Below are 21,686 nucleotides of genomic sequence, written 5' to 3' on the forward strand. Positions count from 1 at the left end.
CGCCGCCGCCGGTCCCAGCGCATGCGTCGAGGTAGCCCGTTGGGTGCAGACCGCGTCCTCTCAGCCGCATATCGTTGCTCCGCGCCCGTCGATCGACGATGCGACAAAAGGTGCGCCCCGCGCCCGGGCCGAACTCCGCCGGCGTCGGAAGCCTTGGTTCAGACGAGATGATCATGCGGCTTAAGCGGTGGGTTGCCAGTCTTCTGGGCGCTCGGGGCCGATCCGCATCGCGGGGCGACACGGCAGATCCGGGCCCGGCGTTCGACCTGAAGCTGTGCGACTTCACCTTCGTGTCAGAGGACGGCAGCCGCACGATGCCGGCCGCCGAGCTGAGGCGGCTGGCCGAAGCCGCGGCGCTGCGCTTCCGGCAGGACTTGGCCGGACAGCGGATCGGCCTCGTATTCCGCTCCGAGCCCGCGCTGATCGTGGCTTGGCTTGGCCTCGTGTCCGCGGGGTTCGAGCCGCTGATCCTGCAGTACCCGACCGAGAAGCAGGACCGGGCGGCCTGGCGCGCGTCGGTGGCGAATTCGGTCACGCTCGCGACGCTCGACCACGTGGTCTGCGCGCCCGAGATCGCCGACCTGCTGCCGGATCTCGCCGTCCCATTCGGGATCGATCACCTCCCCGAGGGGAGCGGCGTCGGGCAGCGTTTCGCGTTCCGGGCGCGGGCGATCCTGCAGCTCTCATCCGGCACCACGGGACATCGCAAGGCGCTGGCGTTCACCCGCAGCCAAGTCGAGGCCCATGTCGGGGCCTACAACGCGATCATGCGGCTTCGCTCGGACGATGTCTGCGTGTCCTGGTTGCCGCTCTATCATGACATGGGGTTCGTCGCCTGCTTTCTGATGCCCCTGGTCCTGGGGGTGCCCGTCGTGATGATCGACCCGATCACCTGGGTCCGCCGGCCGAAGCTGCTGTTCGACGCCATCGCGGCCCACCGCGGCACGTATTGCTACATGCCCAATTTCGGCTTCGAGATCATGGCGCGACAGCCGGCCGGCGATCTGGGTTCGATGCGGCGCTGGGTCTCCTGCTCCGAACCGGTCTACGCGGAGACCGCCGAGCGCTTCCTGGCTGCGCACGCCCTCGATCCGAGCACCTTCGCGTCCTGTTATGCGATGGCCGAGAACGTCTTCGCCGTCGCGCAGTCGGACGCCCTCTCGATCGTCGAGCATGACGGGCGCCGCCTCGTCTCGTGCGGCGCCCCGATCCCCGGAGTGGAGCTGGAGATCCGCGACGGGCAGATCTTCGTGACGAGCCCGACCGCCATGCGCCGCTACCTGGGCGGTGCCGAGATCGCCGACGCGCGGGGATTCTACCCGACGGGGGACGCCGGCTTCCTGCACGGGGGGGCGTTGATCGTCACCGGCCGCACCGGTGACGTGCTCAACATCGCGGGCCGCAAATACATGCTGAACGACCTCGACCGGGCCGTGGAGACGCTGGTGCCCGAATCCCGGGGCCGCGCCGTCGTCTGCGCCGAGCGCTCGGACGAGCTCGGGACCGAGCTGCCGATCGCCTTCATCGAAGACGAAACGTTCTTCGCGCGGACCGATGCCGGCGCGCTGCAGAGGAAGCTGTCCGATCTGACCGGCATCGAGGTCGTTCAGATCCACTTCGTTCCGAGTCGGTTCATCGTCAAAACCTCATCCGGAAAGGCCAACCGGCGCGCGACGCTCGAACGGTGGAAGGCGCATGTCACGCACGCGCGGTCGAGCAGACGCACCTCGCTGGCCGATGACTTCGACGCTCTGTTCCCGCACGTGCCACGGGACGAGCCCGTCGCGGATTGCCTGGACTCCCTCGGCCGCGTCCTGATCTCCATCATCGCGTCGCATCACGGCCGCGCCATCGATACGCGTCGCTCCATCAACGAGATCCTCGCGAGCGACGCCGCGGCAGAAGCCGACAGCGCCGAGGACGGTATCAGGATCGTCGCGCTGTGCGACCGCGGGATCGTCGAGGGCATCAGCCCGGAGACGCTTGAACATTGGTCCGCCTTGCTGGGCTGCCCCGTGTCGTTGGAGCACGTCTGTGTTCCGCCGAGCGAGGTCCTGCTCAACGATCTGATCGTCTGCGATTATTTCCGGACGGATGGCACGGGCGAATCCCTGGACATGGTCGATGAGGTCTTGGCGATTGTGAAAGGGGCGAGCTTGCTCCTCGTCGACGACGTGGCCGAGATTGCCTTCGCCAAGGAGCAGGTCTACCCGTTGCTCAACCGGATGAATATCCGGGAGGCCGGAACGGAGATGCTGGCGTATCGCTGGCAGCGCTATACCCTGAAGCACCACCTGCTGCCGATCTCGGTACAGTTCGGTCAGGATTTGAGCGACGATCACGACACGAGTCTGGACCGCCTGGCCGGTTATCTCGGTGCCGATGTCCTGAAGATCGCCACGCTGCCGATTTTCACGGATCTGACCCGGCAGTGGGACGTCATCGACCGGGTCAACCACCGTCACGATAACGTCGTCTACGCACCGCCGAGCCTAGTCTCGCGGATCGAGGAGCGCCTGCTGCGCGATCCGCCGCCCAGGCGTCCGACCTTCCCCGGGCGGCGGACCCTGATCGACCTGCCGCATTTCTGCTGCTGGCTAATGGACAAGGATCTCGTCGACGCGGTTTTGGGTGCGTATGACCGCTTCTTGATCATCGGCGTGCCGGCAAGCGTGTTCTACATCACCACGCAATTGCGCCGCCTCGGCAAGCCTTTTACGCACATCAATACGCTCAATCTCGAACTCGTCGACGAGCGGACCTACGAATGCGTTCTGATGACGGGGGCCTGGGGCAAGCCCTCCACCGACAAGCCGGTCTATCAACTGTTCTTTGCGGGATTCAGCACGCCGCACGGACAATTCCTCGACAGCAGGCAGTTGAGCATTCGCTCGAAAGCTGACGCTTATTATAAGTCACTGGGGTTTAGTTCCGCCGATCTCTAGCGCGTGCTGCGAACTGATGGGTGTTGTTTGCGTTTGGGTGGGATGGGCCTGGATCGTCCCACCTATCCCGCGCGTGTCGGGTGAGGAATGGGGGCTGGGCGCGCCGCATCGGGCGCTCCTGCCGGAGCGTTCGCGCGAGCGCGACGATGCGCGGCGCGAGGTGTTCAACGGTCTGCGGTTCATCGTGAAGCCGGGCGCCCCCTGGCGGTTCATGCCGCACGCCCTGCTGCTGCGGGCGGCGATGTATCAACCGGCGCAGCGCTCGGGCGGGCCGCGGCGTGCTTTACAGACCCGGCCGGGGCGCTGCGGGGCCCGGGGAGCCGGCGGTGTTGAACAGGCGGACGCTGCGCTCCTCGGACGAGGGCGGCGAGCTAGGACGGGGACGGGAGCAAGCGGGGCGCGAAGGTTCACCCGGCGGTGGAAACGCTCGGCCACGTGGCGGCGCCACATATCACCCCGGCCAAGGCCGACGATCGCGGCGCGGTGGATCGCCTGACCGACGCGGTGCAGGCGGAGACGGGAGCGTAGAGAGAGGGCTTCGTCGATCAGAACTTCAGCATGATTGGCGGAGAGGGGGGGATTCGAACCCCCGATGCCCTTGCAGGCATGCCGCATTTCGAGTGCGGTGCATTCAACCGCTCTGCCACCTCTCCAGCCTCGATCTCGATGACGAAGTGCGTGCGGCACCGTCCTCAAAACCGTCGCTTTGGTCATACCGATAGAGCGTCGCCATAGAGATCGGCAACGGTCGCGTCGGATGACCGAGGCGGGTCATAACGGGGTTGCGAAGACAGAGCAAGCGGCGAGAACCGGAACCCGGCGCGATCGCTTCAGCGTGGCTGGGGGCGTCTGTGATTCCCGGTTGGTTTGCCGTCTGCGGTGCCGTCCTCGCCGTCGATCCTGCGGTGCGTCTCCGCCTTGGAGGAGCCGGGCCAGCGCCGGCGGGTGATCGATCCGCGGCCCGAAATTCTGCTGCTGTGCGCCCCATCGGACGGCCTGGTCGATGTCGGCGAGATCCGGCTGTGGGGGCGCAGCGCCTGGAGTTCCTGCGCCGCGTCCCGGCCTGAGAGCGGACCCGTCCCGCCCACGACACCCTCAACGATGGCCGCAACGCGCCGGATGCCGACTTGGCCGGCGCTGCCTCAAGCCGTGGTCCAGCCGATACTGCGAACACCGCCGTCGACCGGAAGCACTTCCTTCGCCGGAGCGGTGCCTGAAATCGCCGCATCCCGGATCCATCGGGCGAACCCGGCCCGGGGGCAGCCGCGTTGCCCCGCCGTGAGACCGTCCAACCCCGGTCTCCGCCCTGGGGAGGACGGAACGTGGCGTACAGCAGATGTCTTGCCGGCCTGGTTCTGGCGGTGGTCGGCGCGGCGCCGGTCACGGCCCTGGCCTGGGGCGTGCCCGGATGCACCAATCTGCCCGAGTACAATCGGGCCCTCGGGGCCCTGCAGGGGATGACGAGCGCCTGCGACATGAGCGTCGAGGAGGCCCGGCGCGTCATCGCCGCCCATGATGGGCGCGCCGCGCCCCCGCCCGCCGTCGCGCCGCCGCAGGCCGCGCCCCCGCCGCGGGTTCGCCGCCGGCACCCCCGAAAGCCCCGGTCCCGGCATCGGGCCGGTGCGTGATGCGCTCCGCGCGATCGGATCAAAAACCCGTCGGGACGATCGCGGCGGCGGCCGCGTGGCGGCGGCACGGCATCCGTGCCACCCTTCCGGGAGGGCCGGTCGCCGAGCGAAGAATTCTCGCCGATCGAGGGCGTCGTCCAGGGCGATCGCGGCGACCGGCTCCGCACCGACGACAACCTTCTGGGGGCGGGGAATGGCAGATCTCTCGGGAAAGACGGTCCTGATCACGGCGGCGGGGCAGGGAATCGGCCGGGCGAGCGCCCTCGCCTTCGCGCGCGCCGGGGCACGGGTCCACGCCACCGACATCGACGCGGCCGCCCTCGCCGACCTCCGGGCGGACACGCTCAGCACCGCGATCCTCGACGTGCTCGACGCGGGCGCGATCGCCGCCCTGGTGGAGCGCATCGGCCGGGTCGACGTGCTGTTCAACTGCGCCGGCGTGGTCCAGGGCGGGACCGTCCTCGAGATGCAGGAGGCCGAGCTCGACTTCGCCCTCGACCTCAACGTCAAGGCGATGGTCCGCACCATCCGGGCGGTGCTGCCCGGCATGGTGGAACGCCGCGACGGGGCCATCGTCAACATGGCCTCGGTCGCCTCCTCGGTGAAGGGCGTGCCGAACCGCTGCGCCTACGGCCTCACCAAGGCGGCGGTGATCGGGCTGACCAAGTCGGTCGCGGCCGATTACGTCGCCCACAACATCCGCTGCAACGCGATCTGTCCGGGCACGGTGGAGAGCCCGTCGCTGCAGGCGCGCATCCGGGCGCAGGGCGATTACGCGCAGACCCGCGCCGCCTTCGTCGCCCGCCAGCCGATCGGGCGGCTCGGCACGCCGGAGGAGATCGCCGACCTCGCCGTCTATCTGGCCGGGGCGACCTACACCACCGGCCAGGCCGTCGTCGCCGACGGCGGCTGGACGATCTGAGCCCCGTCACGGGACGGGCCGAATCCGGCTGGCCAGACGCCTCAGGTGAAGCTCGGCTCCGGCGCGTCCCGCGGTTCGAAGGCGGCCCGGATGGCGACCGGGTCGACGGCGTCGAGCGTGGCGGGCTGCCAGGCCGGCCGGTTGTCCTTGTCGACGAGCACCGCGCGCACGCCCTCGAAGAAATCGTGGCCCCGCATGACGTGCGTCACCAGCCGGTACTCGGTCCGGATGGCGTCGAGGAGGGTCAGGCCGGGTCCGCGCCGCATCTGTTCGTGGGCGAGGCAGAGGCTGGTCGGCGAGCGGCTGCGGAGGATGCGCGCGGTCTCGGCGGCGAAATCCGACCCTTCCGTCGCGTCGAGCCGGGCTAGGACGGCCTCGACGCTCCCGGCGGAGAAACAGGCCTCGATCAGGGCCGCCTCCCGGACGACCGGCCCCGGCGGCGGCGGGGGGGCGGCGTGCGCGGCCAGGATCGGCTCGACCGGGCCGCCGGCCGCCAGGGCGTCGAGGAGCGCCGGGAACGCGGCGGCGGGCGCGGCATGGGTCGCCAGCCCGAGGGCCAGGGCGTCGCCCGGGCCGATCTTGGATCCCGTCAGGGCCAGGTAGGTGCCGCTGTGACCCGCCAGCCGCGGCAGGAGATAGGTGGTGCCGACATCCGGGATGAAGCCGATGCCGACCTCCGGCATGGCGAAGGCATACGCGTCGGACGCCACCCGGTACGGCCCGTGCACCGAGATTCCGACGCCGCCGCCCATGACGATGCCGTCGATCAGGGCGACGACGGGCTTGGGATAGCGGGCCAGCGCCGCGACGAGTTCGTACTCGCCGCGCCAGATCGCGAACATCGCCTCCATCTCGCCCGCGCGGGCGGCCTCGTAGATGCGCCGGACGTCACCGCCCGCGCAGAAGGCGCGTCCGCCGCTGCCGCGCAGAGCCACGCGGGTCACGCGCTCATCCGCCGCCCAGTCCCGGAGCTGCGCCTGCATCGCCCGGATCATGCCGAGCGTCAGGGCGTTCAGGGCTTTCGGGCGGTCGAGCGTGACGAGTCCGAGCGGCCCGCGCGCCTCGAAGACCACTTCGTCTGTCGAATGTCCCGTCATCGTCGGCCGCATCCACCCGGTATGAACTTCGCCCCACCGGCGTTTGAATAGGCCTGCATCCGGGGCGCCGCAACGATCGGCGCCTTGGCCCCGCCCCCTCCGCCGACGCGGCCCCGGTGCGGGCCGCGGGGTATCAGAGGCTACAGAATCGGCACGATGGTTCCGGGCCGCCCGCCGCGACCGTTGCGGCCCGGCCCCGTCTCTGCTCCTCACCGGTGACCGAGTCGCCTCTCAGGGCCGATGCGGGCTGACATCCGGTCGGCGAAGGACGGACGACATGCTCTATCTGGTCCACATGCAGGTCAACATTCCCGACACCCTGCCGAAGGCGGAGGCCGATCGCCTGAAGGCGGACGAGAAGGCCTACGCTCAGAAACTGCAGCAGGCGGGGACGTGGCGGCACCTGTGGCGCGTCGCCGGCCAGTACGCCAATTACAGCGTCTTCGACGTCGCCGGCAACGACGCGCTCCACGAGACCCTGACGGCGCTGCCGCTCTACCCGTACATGTCGATCCAGGTCACGCCGCTGGCGCAGCATCCCTCCGCCATCGCCGCCAACTGAGAGGTCGCGGATCATGCCCTACATCATCGAGACCTTCGACAAGGCCGGCAGCCTGGAGGTCCGCAAGGCGCATCGCGCCGCGCATCTCGCCTATCTCGACCGGATCAAGGACCGTCTCCTCGCCTGCGGCGCGAAGCTGAACGACGACGGCAGCGACGCGGGCGGCGGCCTGTACGTCGTCGATGTCGAGACCCGCGCCGAGGCCGAGGCGCTGATCCAGGCGGATCCCTTCCACGCGGTCGGCCTGTTCGCGCGCGTCGAGATCCGGCGCTGGCGCAAGGCCTATCTCGACGGCCGAAGCTATCTCTGAAGGGGAGGGCACGCAGATGGCTTTCGCTGACCTCGGCGGCGTCCGGTTGCACTACCGGACCGACGGCGACCCCGCCAAACCCGCGCTCCTGTTGTCCAACTCGCTCGGCGCGGCGCTGGACATGTGGGCACCGCAGGTCGAACCCTTCGCGGACCGGTTCCACCTGATCCGCTACGACACGCGCGGCCACGGGGCCTCGGATGTCCCGCCGGGACCCTACACGATCGCCGAGCTCGGCCGGGACGCCCTCGGCCTCCTGGATCACCTCGGCATCGGCAGCGCCGATTTCGCCGGTGTGTCGATGGGCGGCCTGACCGGGCAGTGGATCGCCCTGAACCATCCGGAGCGGTTGCGGCGCCTCGCCCTGTGCAACACGGCCGCCTATATCGGCCCCCCGGAGACCTGGACCGGGCGCGTCGAGAAGGTCCGGGCGGACGGCGTCGGCAGCATCGCCGAGACCGTGGTGTCGCGCTGGCTCACGCCGGATTACGCGGCCGCCCGGCCCGAACTGGCGGCGGCCCTGCGCAGGACGCTCGCGTCCACGGCGGCGGAGGGCTACGCGGCCGCCTGCCTGGCGGTGCGCGATGCCGATTTCCGCGCGCAGCTCCCGCAGATCCGCGTGCCGACGCTGGTGATCGCCGGAACGCACGACGCCTCGACGCCCCCGGCGCAGGGCCGCTACCTGGCGGACCACATCGTCGGTGCGCAGTATCTCGAACTGAGCGGCGCGCATCTGACGAACCTCGAAGATGTGCAGCGCTTCAACGGAGCGCTGCTCGCGTTCTTCGGCGCCGGGGCCGGGGGCGGCCCGTAGCCGCCGGCGGCGCGCGGCATCGCGATCCGACAAGACGATCAACACACGGGGGGATCTCTATGGCTGATGGGACCTGGGCGCGGTCACGGCGGAGGCCGGCTCGGCACCGGAGCGCGCGTCGCGGGAGGGGCATGGCCCTGGCGGCGGCCGCGTTCGGCGCGGTCGCCCTCGCGGTCACGCCGGCCGCCGCGCAATATGCCGACGGCGGCATCAAGATCGGCGTCCTGACCGACATGTCGGGCGGCTATTCGGACCTCGCCGGCCGGGGATCGGTGACGGCGGCGCAGCTCGCCGTGGAGGATTTCGGCCGTCCGATCAACGGCCGCAAGGTCGAGCTGATCTTCGCCGACCACCAGAACAAGGCCGATATCGCCTCCGCGATCGCGCGGCGCTGGTTCGACACCGAGGGGGTCGACGCGATCTTCGACACCAACTCCTCGGTGGCGGGGCTCGCCGTGCGGGAGGTCGCGCGCGCCAAGGGCAAGATCGACATCAATTCCGGCGCCGGCTCCATGGCGCTGACCAACGCCGCCTGCTCGCCGACCGGCGCCCACTGGACCTGGGATACCTATGCCCTCGCGGCCGGCACCGCCACGGCCCTAGCGGACGATCCCAAGAACACGTGGTTCTTCATCACCGCCGACTACACCTTCGGGCACGATCTGGAGGCCCAGGTCACCCGGGTGGTGACGGCGAAGGGCGGCCGGGTGCTCGGCTCGGTCAAGCATCCGTTCCCCACCGCCGATTTCTCCTCCTACCTGCTGCAGGCGCAGGGGTCGGGCGCCAAGATCATCGGCATGGCCAATGCCGGGGCCGACACGATCAACACCATCAAGCAGGCGAGCGAGTTCGGGATCCCGCAGGGCGGCCAGACGCTGGGCGGGCTCAACATCTTCCTGACCGACATCCACTCCGTCGGGCTGCAGGCCGCCCAGGGCATGATCCTGACGACGGGCTTCTACTGGGACATGGACGAGCAGACGCGGGCCTTCGCCCGGCGCTTCGCCGCACGGATGGACGGCCGGATGCCGACCATGGTGCAGGCCGGCGATTATTCGGCGGTGCTCCACTTCCTCAAGGCGGCCGAAGCCGCCGGGACGGATGACGGCCTGCGGGTCATGGCCAAGATGCGCGATTTGCCGATCCAGGACTTCTTCGCGCGCAACGCCACGCTGCGCCCGGACGGCCGCATGGTCCACGACATGTACCTCGCGCAGGTGAAGGCGCCTGCGGATTCGCACGGACCGTGGGACTTCTACACCATCCTGAAGACCATCCCCGGCGCGCAGGCGTTCCAGCCCCTGTCGGAGAGCACGTGCAAGCTGGTGAAACAGTGACGCCGCACGCGAACCGAGGCCGCGCGCTGTCGGGACCAAGGGTCTAGGGCTCTTCGGTGGGCGCCCCGGCCACGCCGCCGCGGGTGTGCGCCCAGTCCCGGTCGCGCTCGGCCTGCCGGGCGCGCTGCTCCGCCGTGTAGGCGTCCTGCTCCGCGCGGGTCTGCCGCCGTCGGCGCTCCGCGGCGGTGGAGGCCCGCCGGCGCCAGGCCTCGGTCTCCGCTTTCTGCTGCAGCAACTCCGCGACGGTGATCGGCCTCACCGGCTCCCGGGGCTGGGCCCAGGAATAGGGGCGCCGGGGCGGCGGCGACCCGGTGGGCCGGGCCGCCTGCGGACGCGGCGCCGCGCGGGTCGCCTCGGCCAGCGTCAGGCCGGCACCGGCGGCGATGCGCGCCGCCGCCGCCCGGGCCGCCGCGCGCTCGCCGTCCGTGGCGCCCTGCGCGGCGAGCGCCAGGCACTTCTCGAACCGGTCGCGATCGGCGGGCGTCATGGATGCCGTCATGCCCGGTGTCATACCGTCAAGTCGGGCCGCCTGTCCCGCCGATCCGGAGCCCGGCCCGGTCAATCCGGCTTGGCGCTCGCGACCGTGTCGGTGAGGCTGTAGCTGCCGCGCTTCTCGCCGACGACCTGAGTGGCGCCGTCGACGGGGGAGTTCAGCCGCCGGGAGCGGATCGTCATCGTGCCGGTCAGGCCCGCGAACTTGCCGGTACCGCCGATCCACGCGCCCGTCCCCTCGCTCACGGCCGCCATGGATTGCACCGGATAGTCCCACTTCTCGTAGACGTGGTCCCCGTCGGCATCGACGTAGTCGCAGTAGCCGTGATTCTCGAAGGTCTTCGCGCCGCTGTCGACCAGCGGGCTCGAAGAGCAGCGCCCGGCCATGTTGTGCAGGAGCCCACTGCCCGCCTCGTTGACGGCGGTCATCGTGAGGATCATGGCCGAGGCCGACCGGTTGTTGCCGATCGACACAGGTTTCGGCACGGCCGGGTTGATCGCCGTATAGGTGATCCGGAATTCGCCCTGACGCGCCATGTCTTCGGCCCCTGCCGTGACCGGGACGAGCAGCAGGAAACCGAATGCCGCGGCCGCACATCGTGCCGATGATGTGATGAGGCTCCTTTCAAACGTCATGGCGATCTCCCAGTTCGGCGCGTTCAAGATTGTTCGTTCGCGATATCGCTGCCGATTTCGCACCGTTCGAATCGGCATCGCCGGTCGATTATTGAATCCGTTGTAAAAAATATTCAACACAAATTGATATGTGCTGCGGAAACATGCGCGGTCGTCGGGATCGGCAGCGGATCGATTTGCGTCAGGTGGTGGAACGCTCGGTAACGTTGCGCTTCTACGTCCGGGCCGGGCTGCGATCGCGTGGCATTCTTCCGAAGTGTCCCGCGTCGGAGGATCGTCCTCCGGTCAGAGCCCCTCGCTGGAGGGTCCGCCGGTCCGCGCGCCCTTGCCGTCCTGCACCCCGCCCGGCATGACGAGGTTGCGCCTCAGAAGGGCCTTGGAATGGCGTGCGGCGCTGCCGACGTCGTCCGGCAGGCGCGAACAGGAGGCGTCGTAGGCCGCGCGCAGCTGGGCGAGCTGGCGCATGCGCGTCTCGGGATCGCTGGAGCCCACGGCGCATCCTTCCGGCGGGCCTTGGTCTGCGGTGCGCCCCCGCACACGAGCCCTGGACCCTCCCGAACCGGGGCGTTGGAAAACCGTGTCTGAACGGTCCCGACGACCTTTCGCGCCGGAACGCCTGGACATGCGCCGCAGGCACCCCGACCGCGGGGTCAAGGATGCGCGTGCCGTTCTGGTCGGCAGCAACCATCAGACAGGGGGTTCCACGCCCCAGGGCCGCGCGTACGGCCCCGCCGGATTTCTCGTCGCTTCTAGGAACGAAATCCAGCCCGTCGTGCCGCTGCCCGTTCCAGGGCGCGGAAGGCCGCGTCGGTCAGGATCGCCAGCGCCGAGACCACGAGGCCGCCCTGCAGGACGTAGGCGGTGTTGCCGGTGAGCAGGCCCGAGACGATCACCTCGCCCAGGGTGCTGGCCGCCACCGTGGAGCCGATGGTCGCCGTGGCGAGGCCGATGACGGCGGCCAGCCGGATCCCGGAGAGAATCATCGGCAGGGCGAGCGGCAGCTCCACCTGCACGAGCCGCTGGCGGTCGGTCAGCCCCATGCCCCGGGCGGCCTCCATCAGGGCCGGGTCGAGCCCGGCGAGGCCGGTGAGCGCGGTCTCGAAGATCGGCAGCAGCCCGTACAGGACGAGGGCGATCAGGGTCGGGACCGTGCCGAAGCCGAAGACCGGCACCGCCAGCGCCAGCACTGCCACGGGCGGGAAGGTCTGGCCGAGATTGGCCACCGCGCGGGCGAAGGGCAGGACCTCGCGCCCGGCCGGGCGGGTCGCCAGGACGGCGCAGCTCACGGCCAGCACGCTCGCCGCCAATGTCGCGGCAGCGACCAGCAGCAGGTGGTCGATGGCGAGCGTCAGGAGCGGGGTCTGCGCGTAGATCGGCGCCGTGCCGCCGGGCGCGAACGGGCGGAACAGCCCCGCGAAGCGCTCCGGCATCACCAGGAACGCGCCCAGCAGGGCGAGGAGCGCGAATTTCGCTACCTGGGAGGCCCGGTTCACGGGCTGCCGCCCTGCGCTTCGAGGGCGGCGCGCGTCACCCGGCCCAGGAGCACGCCGTCGCGGCTGACCGGGAGGGCCGGGCGCCGCGACCAGAGGCTCTCGGCCAGGGCCGCGCGCACCGAGGTCCCGGCCGGGATCGGCTCGCCCGGCGCCGGGCCGGGCTCGACGAGGTCGTCGACGACGCGCAGGGCCATGAGCTGGAAGGCCCGGTCGCCGACGCCGAGGAGGCTGCGCACGAAATCCGACGCCGGCGCGCCGATCAGCGCCGCCGGGGCGTCCTCCTGGACGAGCCGGCCCCGGTCCATCACGGCGATCCGGTCGGCGAGGCGCAGGGCCTCGTCCATGTCGTGGGTCACCAGCACGATGGTGGTGCCGTAGCGCTTCTGGATCGCCAGCAGATCCGCCTGGGCCCGGCCCCGGATGATCGGATCGAGGGCGCCGAACGGCTCGTCCATGAGCAGGACCGGCGGCTCGGCGGCCAACGCCCGGGCAACCCCGATCCGCTGCTGCTCGCCGCCCGAGAGGGCCGCCGGCAGCCGGTTCCGGTAGGCGACCGGATCGAGGTCGAACAGGCTCAGCAGCGCGTCGACCCGGGCGTCGATCCGGCGGCGGTCCCAGCCGAGGAGCCGCGGCACGACCCCGATATTCTCCGCCACGCTCCGGTGGGGGAACAGGCCGTGCCCCTGGATGGCGTAGCCGATGCCGCGGCGCAGGACATGCGGCGGGGCGTCCCGGATGTCCCGGCCGGCGATCCGGATCGTGCCGGTGCTCGGCTCGATCAGCCGGTTGATCATCCGCAGCAGGGTCGTCTTGCCGGACCCCGACGTGCCCACCATCGCCAGGATCGTGCCGGCCGCGACCTGCAGGCTGACCTCCGCCACGACCGCGCGCCCGCCGTAGACGCGGCCGACCCCGGCGAGCGCGATCATCGGATCCGGCCTCACGGCGTCCGCTCCGCCCCGGCCCCGGGCCCGCGGCTGAGTTCGATGACGGCGTCGAGCAGCACGGCGGCGGCGCTGGCCAGGGCGACGGTCGGCAGCGCCCCGAGCAGGACGAGATCGCCCGCGGTCTGGCTGATGCCCTGGAAGACGAACACCCCGAGGCCGCCGCCGCCCACGAGGCCGGCGATCACCGCCAGCCCGATATTCTGGACGAGGACGATGCGGATCCCGGTGAGGATCGCCGGCAGCGCCAGGGGCAGCTCCACTTGCGCGAGGCGCTGTCGCCCGGTCATGCCGACGCCCCGGGCGGCGTCGCGCACCGGCCCGGGCACGGCGTCGAGCCCCGCGACGGTCGCGGCCGCCACCGGCAGGAGCGCGTAGGCGAACAGGGCCAGGAAGGCCGGCGCCGCGCCGATCCCCGCGATCCCGAGGCCCGCCGCCCCGGGGATGGTCCGGCCGATCCAGGCAAGCGGCGCGATCAGCATCCCGAACAGCGCCATGGACGGGATGGTCTGTACGACGTTGAGGACCCCGAGCAGCGCCCCGCGCAGGGCCGGGATCGGGCGCGCCAGGAGGGCGGCCGGGATCCCCAGGGCGGCGGCGGCGGCCACCGACGACAGGGCGAGGCCGAGATGGGTCCGGACCTCCCGGCCGAAGGTGTCGGCGCGGCCGGCATATTCCCGCAGGAGCGAGAGGTTGTCCCAGAACCCGGAGCGCAGGGCGAGGCCCCCCAGGACGAGGATCGCCGCGAGCGCCGCGACCCGCATCGCGGGGCCCGGCCGCAGGCGCGCCAGCCCGTCGCCGGTGGCGAGGCCGGCGGCCACGAAGGCCAGCCACCAGCCCGCATCCGGCGAGACCCGGCTGTAGCGATCGCCGGGCGGCGTCAGGTGGTCGGCCGCCCAGCCGGCCGCGAGGCCCAGGAGCAGGAGCGCGGCAGCCGCCGCGGCCAGCCGCAGGGGCGGCGGGATCCGCAGGGCCAGCAGCGTCGCGGCGAGTCCGAGAACGACCAGGAGGGCGAGCGCCGCGCCGGCCGGCAGGGCCGACCAGGCCATGAGGGACGTGCCCGCGGCGATCCTGTTCGGCCGTGCGATCATCAGGGGCAGCGCGAGGAGGCTCGGCCCGATCAGGAGGGCGAGGATCGCGCCCAGCGGGTCAAGGCCGGGGCGGATCGGGCCGCGGCGCTGCCAGGTCGCAGAGGATTCACCCATGCCGAGGTCCCGGGCGCGACCGCAGGAGCGGGGCCGCGCGTGGCACGGACTTAGTGCCCGGCGGCGCCGTTGCGAACCGCCCCCGCCGGCGGGCGCGGCGGTCACTGGCTCCGGCCCGGGCTTGCGGTTTCACCCTTCAGATGTGTGTTCATCATCCCGTCGACGGGCACGGCGGTCCAGTGCCGCCACGCGCCCTCCTGGCCTCCCCGCAGGGCGGAGGACACCCGGGGATGCGATCGACCGTCGGAAAGCCCGGCTCGAAACCGGCGCTGCGGCGTCGCCGGGCGGAGAACGGAACCGCCCGGCGCCCGATTTCATTTGCCCGCCGGGCCGGTATCGCTATGGTCCGCCGCGCCCGGCGGGGCCCGTCCCGCCGGATCCCCCGCCGAGACCCGCGACCCGCTACCGACATGTCCCAACGCGTGTGCATCTCGCTCGACGCCATGGGCGGCGACCACGGGCCCTCCACGGTCGTGCCGGGCGCCGCCCTCGCCCGAGAGCGCCATCCCGACACCACCTTCCTGCTGTTCGGCGACGAGGCGGTGATCGCCCCGCTGGTTGCCAAGGAGCCCCGGCTCAAGGATTGCGTGGAGATCCGCCACACGACCGTGGCGGTGGCCATGGACGACAAGCCCAGCCAGGCGGTGCGCCAGGGCCGGGGCAAGTCGTCCATGTGGCAGGCGATCCAGGCGGTGCGCGACGGGCAGGCCCAGGCCTGCGTGTCGGCCGGCAACACCGGCGCCCTGATGGCGATGTCCAAGATCTGCCTGAAGACCATGTCGGGCATCGAGCGGCCGGCCATCGCCTGCCTGTGGCCGACCGTGCGCGGCGAGAGCGTCGTGCTCGATGTCGGCGCCACCATCGGCACCGATGCCGAGCACCTCGTGGAGATGGCCGTGATGGGCTCGGCCATGGCCCGCATCGTGTTCGACCTCGACCGGCCGACCGTCGGCCTGCTCAACGTCGGCACCGAGGAGATGAAGGGCAACGAGGCGGTCAAGGAGGCGGCCCGGCTGCTGCGCGAGATGGAGAACCCGGGGCTCGCCTATCACGGCTTCGTCGAGGGCACGGATCTCGGGCGCGGCACCGTCGACGTCGTGGTGACCGAGGGTTTCACGGGAAACATCGCCCTCAAGACCGCCGAGGGCACCGCCAAGCAGATCGGCACCTATCTCCGGGCCGCCATGACCCGGACGCTCGCGGCCAAGATCGGCGCCCTGTTCGCCCGGCAGGCCTTCCGGGCGCTCCGGGACAAGATGAATCCGAGCCGCGCCAATGGCGGCGTGTTCCTCGGCCTGGAGGGCATCGTCATCAAGAGCCACGGCTCGGAGAACGCGCAGGGCTTTGCCGCGGCGGTCGACCTGGCGCACGACATGGCCCGCCACGACATGATCCGCACGATCCGCGAGATGCTCGACCAGACGGCGGCCCTGGCGCCGGCCTGACCGTCCGGAGAAGATACGGTGTGCGGGCCCGCACACCGCTCTATGGCGTTCACGCGAAGACGGGACGGCGCTCCTCCCTGTCCGTGAGGGGGTGGCGATTCGAACAGCATGGTCAAGGCGTTGACGGTCAGCGGGGATGTCCGAGGTCCCCGCCGCCCGGGAAGGAAAGCGATGTCAGCCCTCCGCATAGAGTCTCCGCAGGCGCTGCGTTCGGTGGTGGTCGGGACCGGATCGAGCCTGCCCGCGCAGGTGGTGACCAACGCAGCCCTGTCCGAGCGGGTCGACACATCGGATGACTGGATCGTCCAGCGCACGGGCATCCGCCAGCGCCACATCGCCGATGCGAGCGAGACCACGTCGGTCCTCGGGGCGCGGGCGGCCGCTTCTGCCCTCGCCGATGCCGGCTTGACGGCGGAGGACATCGACCTGGTGATCTGCGCGACCTCGACGCCGGATCACACCTTCCCGGCCACCGCCACCCAGATCCAGGCGGCGCTCGGCATCCACCAGGGCGCGGCCTTCGATCTGCAGGCGGTCTGCGCCGGCTTCGTGTTCGCGGTCGCCACCGCCGACAAGTTCCTGACCACCGGGGCGGCCCGCCGGGCGCTGGTGATCGGCGCCGAGACCTTCTCGCGGATCCTCGACTGGGAGGACCGCACCACCTGCGTGCTGTTCGGCGACGGCGCCGGGGCGGTGGTGCTCGAGGCGCGGGCGGATGCGGCGGGCCGCGGCGTCCTCAGCACCAGCCTGCGCTCGGACGGGCGGCACCGCGAAAAGCTCTACGTCGACGGCGGCCCGGGCTCGACCGGTAAAACCGGCCACCTGCGGATGGCCGGCCGGGACGTGTTCCGGTTCGCCGTCGGGCAGGTCACCGACGTGATCGTCGAGGCCTTCACGCAGGCCGGCTTCACGGCGGCCGATCTCGACTGGTTCGTGCCCCACCAGGCCAACCGCCGGATCATCGAGGCCTCGGCCGACAAGCTCGGGATCGCCCGGGAGAAGATCGTGCTGACGGTCGACCGCCACGGCAACACCTCGGCCGCCTCGATCCCCCTCGCCCTCGACGTGGCCCGGCGGGACGGCCGCATCCGCGCGGGCGATCTGGTGATGATCGAGGCGATCGGCGGCGGCTTCAGCTGGGGGGCGGCTCTGATCCGCTGGTGACACGCCTGAAACAAATCGGCGTCCCCGCGCGGTTGACCGGGGGCGGAGCGCCGATTAGCGTGCCGGATCATAGGGATACGCCTTCACTGTTCGGCGCGGCATCGATCGCCGCGCCCGACGCCATGGGGCGAGCGATGCGGGCGAGGGGACACGTATGGCAGGCAAGACGGTGACGCGCGCCGACTTGAGCGAGGCCGTCTACCATCAGGTGGGCCTGTCACGAACCGAATCGTCCGCCCTGGTCGAGACCGTGCTGTCGGAGATCTGCGCCTGTCTGGCGAGCGGCGAGACGGTGAAGCTGTCCTCGTTCGGCTCGTTTGTGGTGCGCAGCAAGGGCAAGCGCGTCGGCCGCAATCCGAAGACCGGCGTCGAGGTGGCGATCGAGCCGCGTCAGGTGATGGTGTTCAAGCCCTCGAACGTGCTGAAGGCCAAGATCAACGGCCTCAACGGCGCGAACGGCCACGACGACGACGACGAGTGAGCCGGGCCCCGCGGCTCGATGACGGGCCGCCACAACGGTGACGCGCTTGTCTCCCCGCGTGCGGGACTGCCCTGTCCACACATCGCTTCCAGATGACGGCAATGGCCGGACACCGTCCTGCATCTCCTTCCCCCGTAGAGGCGGAGGGAGGGCGCGTGGCAGCACTGCGGCGAGGACCGGTGCCGGCGGCGCCAGGGCGGCAAACAATATTCTCTTCGCCCCCCGGTAAGGCTTGAGCCCGGCCCCGCGGACCGGCAAGATCGACGCCCGCGCCGCATCAGACCGCCATGCCCCCAGCCCTCGCCGCCGAACAGACCGCCGAGACCGGCGAGAAGAGCGCCCACGCGTTCCGCACGATCAGCGAGGTCGCGGAGGAACTCGATGTGCCCCAGCATGTCCTGCGCTTCTGGGAGACCCGATTCGGCCAGATCCGGCCCGTGAAGCGGGCGGGCGGACGGCGCTATTACCGGCCCCAGGATATCGAGCTCGTCGCCGGCATCCGCCAGCTCCTGTATGTGCAGCGCTACACGATCGCGGGGGCGCAGCGGGTGCTCAAGGAGAACGGCGTCCGCTTCGTCCAGGCCGTCGGCCGCGGCGAGGCGGTGGCGGCCGAGCCCCTGGTCCAGGAGGCCGAGGCGGCGGCCTCTGACGGCACGCTCGCGGCCTCGTATCGCGCGGCGCTGGCGGAGGCGCTCCGGGAACTGCGCGCCTGCCGCGCCCTGCTCGACGACCTGCGCGTCCTGCCAGACACGGAGGCGTAAGACCCCCGGCCCGGCGGCGCGGCAGCGCTCTTGCAACTGCGTGGCGAACTTTCCGGCAGGAACTCGCGTTGTCGCCCGCATGCCCGCGTCCAAATACAAGCTGTCGCCCAGCCAGGAACTGATGGCCCGCATCATGCGGATCGTCCGCACCTGTCCGGAGGCGGCCTCCGAAGTGCTGGAACTGATGTTCCTGGTCAGTCAGATCGAGGCGGCCACCACGGTCGACCGGGAGTATCGCGACGCGCGGCGGGTGATCAGCCGCCTGCGCAACCCCCTCTGGGAGATGGGGCCCAGCGACCGGGATAAGCTGCTCGCGGCCGCCGAGACGATCCGCCGGGTCTGCCGCCTCGCCGAGCAGGACATCCCCCCGACGCCCATCGCCGAGGCCGGGGAGCGCACCCGGGTCGAGGCGCGGCTCGCCGCCGCCCTGGCGGGGGAGTTCGATGCCGCGCAGATCGCCCGCGTCACCGGCGTCGTGGCGGCGGTGCTCCAGGATTAGAGCGCGCGCCGCCGAACCGGACGCGGTTCGGCGCGACGACTTGAGGGCTTGGGGCCGGTCGCGATCGCCGCGCGATCGGGAAAGGCGCCCCGGCAGGTGCCGGCTGCCCTCGACGCCCGTCCCGGGCGTCCCCACATGGTCCTTGACCGATGGACGGGGCGCCCGGAGATGGGTCCGGAGATCGCGCCCGCTTCGGCACCGGAGAGACGCTGTCATGATCGCCCTTCGTCCGCTCGCCGCGCTGCTTGCCGGAAGCCTCGCCTTCGCCGGGCCGGCGCTGGCCCAGTCCCCGGCGAGCCGATCCAAGACCGTCGCCCCCGGCAAGACGGTGCGGCTGGAGATCGCCCCCAACCTCAAGAAGGACTGTTCTCCTGGACCGATGCCCGAGTTCAAGGTCTCCGGGCCGCCGAAGAACGGCTCGGTGATCACCAGGGTCGGCAAGCTCAAAACGCCGGCGAGCTATCGATGCCCCAACAAGGAGGCCGCCGTCCAGGCGCTGTTCTATCAGCCCAACACCGGTTTCACCGGATCCGACGAGGTGACTTTCGAAGTGAAGGGCGCTGACGGGCAAGTCCAGACGCAGACCGTCAAAATCACGGTCGGCGCAGCGGGGGCCAAGTCGGGTGACGATGCCAAGAAAGAGGGCACCGATCTGTGAGTCGCGGCACAGATCCGCGACGCCTGCGCAGTTTTGCGGCCCTCGACAGGCGTCCTGAGACGGCACAGAGTCTCGGTTCCGCGGCCTTCAGGTGCCGGAGGTGTTGCAAGCAATCGACATGCCGGGCGCCTTGCTCGCCGCACTGCGACAAAAGCGGGCCTGTCGGTTGCATCCGAGCCGATACAGGATGAAGCTGTCACGGTCTGAGAGGGTTATCGAATGCCGATGCATGCGACGAACGACCTTTTCCAGAGCTTCGCCCGAGGGTACGAGGCCCGCCGCGACACGGAGATGACGCTCTCCGAGTACCTCGAAGCCTGTCGCGACGAACCGCTGATGTATGCCTCGGCCGCCGAGCGCATCCTGGCGGCGATCGGCGAGCCCGAATTCGTGGATACCTCCAAGGATTCGCGCCTCGGCCGGATCTTCATGAACCGGACGATCCGGACCTACCCGGCCTTCCGCGAGTTCTACGGGATGGAGGAGACGATCGAGCGGATCGTCTCGTTCTTCCGCCACGCCGCGCAGGGGCTGGAGGAGCGCAAGCAGATCCTCTACCTGCTCGGACCGGTCGGCGGCGGCAAGTCGTCGCTCGCCGAGCGGCTGAAGCTGCTGATGGAGGTCCACCCGGTCTACGTGCTCAAGGCCGGGGACGAGGTCTCGCCGGTCTTCGAGAGCCCGCTTGGACTGTTCGACCCCGAGACCATGGGCGAGGAGATCCAGCGGCGCTACGGCGTCCCGCGGCGGCGGCTCACCGGCCTGATGAGCCCCTGGGCGCTCAAGCGCCTCGACGAGTTCAACGGCGACATCTCGCGGTTCAAGGTGATCAAGGTCCGGCCCTCGCGCCTGCGCCAGATCGCCATCGCCAAGACCGAGCCGGGGGACGAGAACAACCAGGACATCTCCTCGCTGGTCGGCAAGGTCGATATCCGCCGCCTGGAGACCCTGTCCCAGGCCGATCCCGACGCCTACTCGTATTCGGGCGGCCTGAACCGGGCGAACCAGGGCGTCCTCGAATTCGTCGAGATGTTCAAGGCGCCGATCAAGATGCTGCACCCCCTGCTCACGGCGACGCAGGAGGGCAACTATGTCGGCACCGAGAATATCGGCGCGATCCCGTTCACCGGCGTGATCCTGGCCCACTCGAACGAATCCGAGTGGCAGACCTTCAAGACCAACAAGAACAACGAGGCCTTCATCGACCGGATCTACGTGATCAAGGTCCCGTACTGCCTCCGGGTCACGGAGGAGCAGCACATCTACGAGAAGCTGATCTCCAGCTCGGAACTGTCCGACGCGGCCTGCGCGCCGGGCACGCTGGAGATGCTGGCGCGCTTCTCGGTGCTGTCGCGCCTGCGGGAGCACGCCAATTCCAACGCCTTCTCGAAGATGCGGGTCTATGACGGCGAATCGCTCCGCGAGGTCGATCCCCGCGCCCGCTCGATGCAGGAGTACAAGGACACCGCCGGCGTCGACGAGGGCATGGACGGGATCTCCACCCGCTTCGCCTTCAAGGTGCTGGCGGCGACCTTCAACCACGACACCACCGAGGTCTCGGCCGATCCGGTCCACCTGATGTACGTGCTGGAGCAGTCGCTCAAGCGCGAGCAGCTCCCGCCCGAGACCGAGAAGAAGTACCTGGAATTCATCAAGACCGAGCTGGCCCCGCGCTACGCGGAGTTCATCGGCCACGAGATCCAGAAGGCCTATCTCGAATCGTACCACGATTACGGACAGAACCTGTTCGACCGGTACATCGACTATGCCGACGCCTGGATCGAGGACCAGGACTTCAAGGACGCCGAGACCGGCCAGCTCATGAACCGGGAACTCCTGAACCAGGAGCTGACGAAGATCGAGAAGCCCGCCGGGATCGCCAACCCGAAGGACTTCCGCAACGAGGTCGTGAAGTTCGCCCTGCGCTCCCGGGCCCAGCATGGCGGCCGCAACCCGAGCTGGACCAGCTACGAGAAGCTGCGCGAGGTGATCGAGCGGCGGATGTTCTCCCAGGTGGAGGAGTTGCTGCCTGTGATCTCCTTCGGCTCGAAGAAGGACGGCGACACCGAGAAGAAGCACGGCGAGTTCGTCGACCGCATGGTGGCGCGCGGCTACACCGAGCGGCAGGTCCGCCGCCTGGTGGAATGGTACATGCGGGTGAAGCAGGCCGGCTGAGGGACGAAGAATCCGCCCGGGGCCAGCCCGGGCGGACAAGTTTCGGACCCTCCGCCGCCATAGTTTCGGACGACCGGCCGGCGAGGCTCGCAAGCATGACGTGGGAAAAGGGAAAACCGCT

General features: G+C 70.3%; 21 protein-coding genes, 1 tRNA gene and 1 pseudogene. 15 read left to right on the forward strand and 8 right to left on the reverse strand.

Going from position 1 to position 21,686, the window contains the following annotated elements:
- The first annotated feature begins 74 nt into the window (after positions 1-74).
- Together AC3IF3_RS13350 and AC3IF3_RS13355 are read left to right on the forward strand one after the other, a co-directional pair.
- Positions 75-2,945 carry an AMP-binding protein gene (locus tag AC3IF3_RS13350; RefSeq protein WP_489229153.1) on the forward strand — a complete coding sequence of 957 codons (2,871 nt, stop codon included), beginning with the start codon at positions 75-77 and terminating at the stop codon, positions 2,943-2,945.
- Positions 2,946-2,987: 42 nt separating this feature from the next.
- Positions 2,988-3,464 (forward strand): annotated as a pseudogene (locus AC3IF3_RS13355) (transposase); the annotation flags it as partial.
- Between the two features lie 44 nt (positions 3,465-3,508).
- On the opposite strand, the gene AC3IF3_RS13360 reads toward AC3IF3_RS13355, so the two are convergent.
- Positions 3,509-3,598, reverse strand: a tRNA-Ser gene (locus tag AC3IF3_RS13360).
- A gap of 669 nt (positions 3,599-4,267) precedes the next feature.
- Here AC3IF3_RS13360 and AC3IF3_RS13365 point away from each other — a divergent pair.
- Both AC3IF3_RS13365 and AC3IF3_RS13370 read left to right on the forward strand, forming a co-directional pair.
- Positions 4,268-4,573 (forward strand): hypothetical protein, encoded by a 306-nt coding sequence (locus AC3IF3_RS13365; protein ID WP_489229154.1) that lies wholly within the window; start codon positions 4,268-4,270, stop codon positions 4,571-4,573.
- Positions 4,574-4,766: 193 nt separating this feature from the next.
- Positions 4,767-5,495, forward strand: a complete 729-nt coding sequence (locus AC3IF3_RS13370; protein WP_489216500.1) for an SDR family oxidoreductase — start codon at positions 4,767-4,769, stop codon at positions 5,493-5,495.
- Between the two features lie 41 nt (positions 5,496-5,536).
- Here AC3IF3_RS13370 and AC3IF3_RS13375 read toward each other — a convergent pair whose 3' ends face one another.
- Positions 5,537-6,592, reverse strand: a complete 1,056-nt coding sequence (locus AC3IF3_RS13375; protein ID WP_489229155.1) for an enoyl-CoA hydratase/isomerase family protein — start codon at positions 6,590-6,592, stop codon at positions 5,537-5,539.
- Positions 6,593-6,869: 277 nt separating this feature from the next.
- Here AC3IF3_RS13375 and catC point away from each other — a divergent pair, with 277 nt between their 5' ends.
- The 4 genes from catC (at position 6,870) to AC3IF3_RS13395 (ending at position 9,615) form a co-directional block, all read left to right on the forward strand.
- Positions 6,870-7,154, forward strand: coding sequence for a muconolactone Delta-isomerase (gene catC, locus AC3IF3_RS13380; RefSeq protein ID WP_243964714.1), 285 nt, complete (start codon positions 6,870-6,872; stop codon positions 7,152-7,154).
- 13 nt (positions 7,155-7,167) lie between these two features.
- Entirely contained in the window at positions 7,168-7,464 is a 297-nt protein-coding gene (locus AC3IF3_RS13385; RefSeq protein WP_243964712.1) for a YciI family protein, read from the forward strand.
- A gap of 16 nt (positions 7,465-7,480) precedes the next feature.
- A complete protein-coding gene (pcaD, locus tag AC3IF3_RS13390; RefSeq protein WP_489229156.1) occupies positions 7,481-8,278 on the forward strand; it encodes a 3-oxoadipate enol-lactonase in 798 nt (265 codons plus the stop codon).
- A 131-nt stretch (positions 8,279-8,409) separates the two neighbouring features.
- On the forward strand, positions 8,410-9,615 hold the full coding sequence (locus AC3IF3_RS13395; RefSeq protein WP_489229157.1) for an ABC transporter substrate-binding protein: 1,206 nt from the start codon (positions 8,410-8,412) through the stop codon (positions 9,613-9,615).
- Between the two features lie 43 nt (positions 9,616-9,658).
- On the opposite strand, the gene AC3IF3_RS13400 is transcribed toward AC3IF3_RS13395, so the two are convergent.
- The 6 genes from AC3IF3_RS13400 to AC3IF3_RS13425 all read right to left on the reverse strand — a co-directional run bounded on the left by AC3IF3_RS13400 (position 9,659) and on the right by AC3IF3_RS13425 (position 14,385).
- Complete coding sequence (locus AC3IF3_RS13400) at positions 9,659-10,114, reverse strand: hypothetical protein (protein ID WP_489229158.1); 456 nt, start codon at positions 10,112-10,114, stop codon at positions 9,659-9,661.
- A gap of 59 nt (positions 10,115-10,173) precedes the next feature.
- The gene (locus tag AC3IF3_RS13405) at positions 10,174-10,821 is read right to left on the reverse strand and encodes a hypothetical protein (protein WP_489229160.1); all 648 of its coding nucleotides are present in this window, start codon (positions 10,819-10,821) and stop codon (positions 10,174-10,176) included.
- A gap of 207 nt (positions 10,822-11,028) precedes the next feature.
- Positions 11,029-11,235: a hypothetical protein gene (locus AC3IF3_RS13410; protein WP_243964706.1), complete on the reverse strand. Its 207-nt coding sequence runs from the start codon at positions 11,233-11,235 to the stop codon at positions 11,029-11,031.
- A 257-nt stretch (positions 11,236-11,492) separates the two neighbouring features.
- A complete protein-coding gene (locus tag AC3IF3_RS13415; protein ID WP_489231294.1) occupies positions 11,493-12,173 on the reverse strand; it encodes an ABC transporter permease in 681 nt (226 codons plus the stop codon).
- A 59-nt stretch (positions 12,174-12,232) separates the two neighbouring features.
- Positions 12,233-13,165, reverse strand: a complete 933-nt coding sequence (locus tag AC3IF3_RS13420; RefSeq protein WP_489231295.1) for an ABC transporter ATP-binding protein — start codon at positions 13,163-13,165, stop codon at positions 12,233-12,235.
- 11 nt (positions 13,166-13,176) lie between these two features.
- Positions 13,177-14,385, reverse strand: a complete 1,209-nt coding sequence (locus AC3IF3_RS13425) for an ABC transporter permease (RefSeq protein ID WP_243964705.1) — start codon at positions 14,383-14,385, stop codon at positions 13,177-13,179.
- Positions 14,386-14,795: 410 nt separating this feature from the next.
- Here AC3IF3_RS13425 and plsX point away from each other — a divergent pair, with 410 nt between their 5' ends.
- The 7 genes from plsX (at position 14,796) to AC3IF3_RS13460 (ending at position 21,565) form a co-directional block, all read left to right on the forward strand.
- Positions 14,796-15,830 carry a phosphate acyltransferase PlsX gene (plsX, locus tag AC3IF3_RS13430; RefSeq protein WP_243964704.1) on the forward strand — a complete coding sequence of 345 codons (1,035 nt, stop codon included), beginning with the start codon at positions 14,796-14,798 and terminating at the stop codon, positions 15,828-15,830.
- Positions 15,831-16,001: 171 nt separating this feature from the next.
- A complete protein-coding gene (locus tag AC3IF3_RS13435; RefSeq protein WP_489229163.1) occupies positions 16,002-16,994 on the forward strand; it encodes a beta-ketoacyl-ACP synthase III in 993 nt (330 codons plus the stop codon).
- A 154-nt stretch (positions 16,995-17,148) separates the two neighbouring features.
- Positions 17,149-17,475: an integration host factor subunit alpha gene (locus AC3IF3_RS13440; protein WP_243964700.1), complete on the forward strand. Its 327-nt coding sequence runs from the start codon at positions 17,149-17,151 to the stop codon at positions 17,473-17,475.
- A 287-nt stretch (positions 17,476-17,762) separates the two neighbouring features.
- Positions 17,763-18,236 carry a MerR family transcriptional regulator gene (locus tag AC3IF3_RS13445; protein WP_489229165.1) on the forward strand — a complete coding sequence of 158 codons (474 nt, stop codon included), beginning with the start codon at positions 17,763-17,765 and terminating at the stop codon, positions 18,234-18,236.
- Between the two features lie 79 nt (positions 18,237-18,315).
- Positions 18,316-18,735 (forward strand): hypothetical protein, encoded by a 420-nt coding sequence (locus tag AC3IF3_RS13450; RefSeq protein WP_489216518.1) that lies wholly within the window; start codon positions 18,316-18,318, stop codon positions 18,733-18,735.
- Positions 18,736-18,949: 214 nt separating this feature from the next.
- Entirely contained in the window at positions 18,950-19,393 is a 444-nt protein-coding gene (locus tag AC3IF3_RS13455) for an Ig-like domain-containing protein (RefSeq protein WP_243964697.1), read from the forward strand.
- 219 nt (positions 19,394-19,612) lie between these two features.
- Positions 19,613-21,565 (forward strand): PrkA family serine protein kinase, encoded by a 1,953-nt coding sequence (locus tag AC3IF3_RS13460; protein ID WP_243964696.1) that lies wholly within the window; start codon positions 19,613-19,615, stop codon positions 21,563-21,565.
- The last annotated feature ends 121 nt before the right edge of the window (positions 21,566-21,686 follow it).

The organism is Methylobacterium sp. J-118 (genome assembly GCF_057836565.1).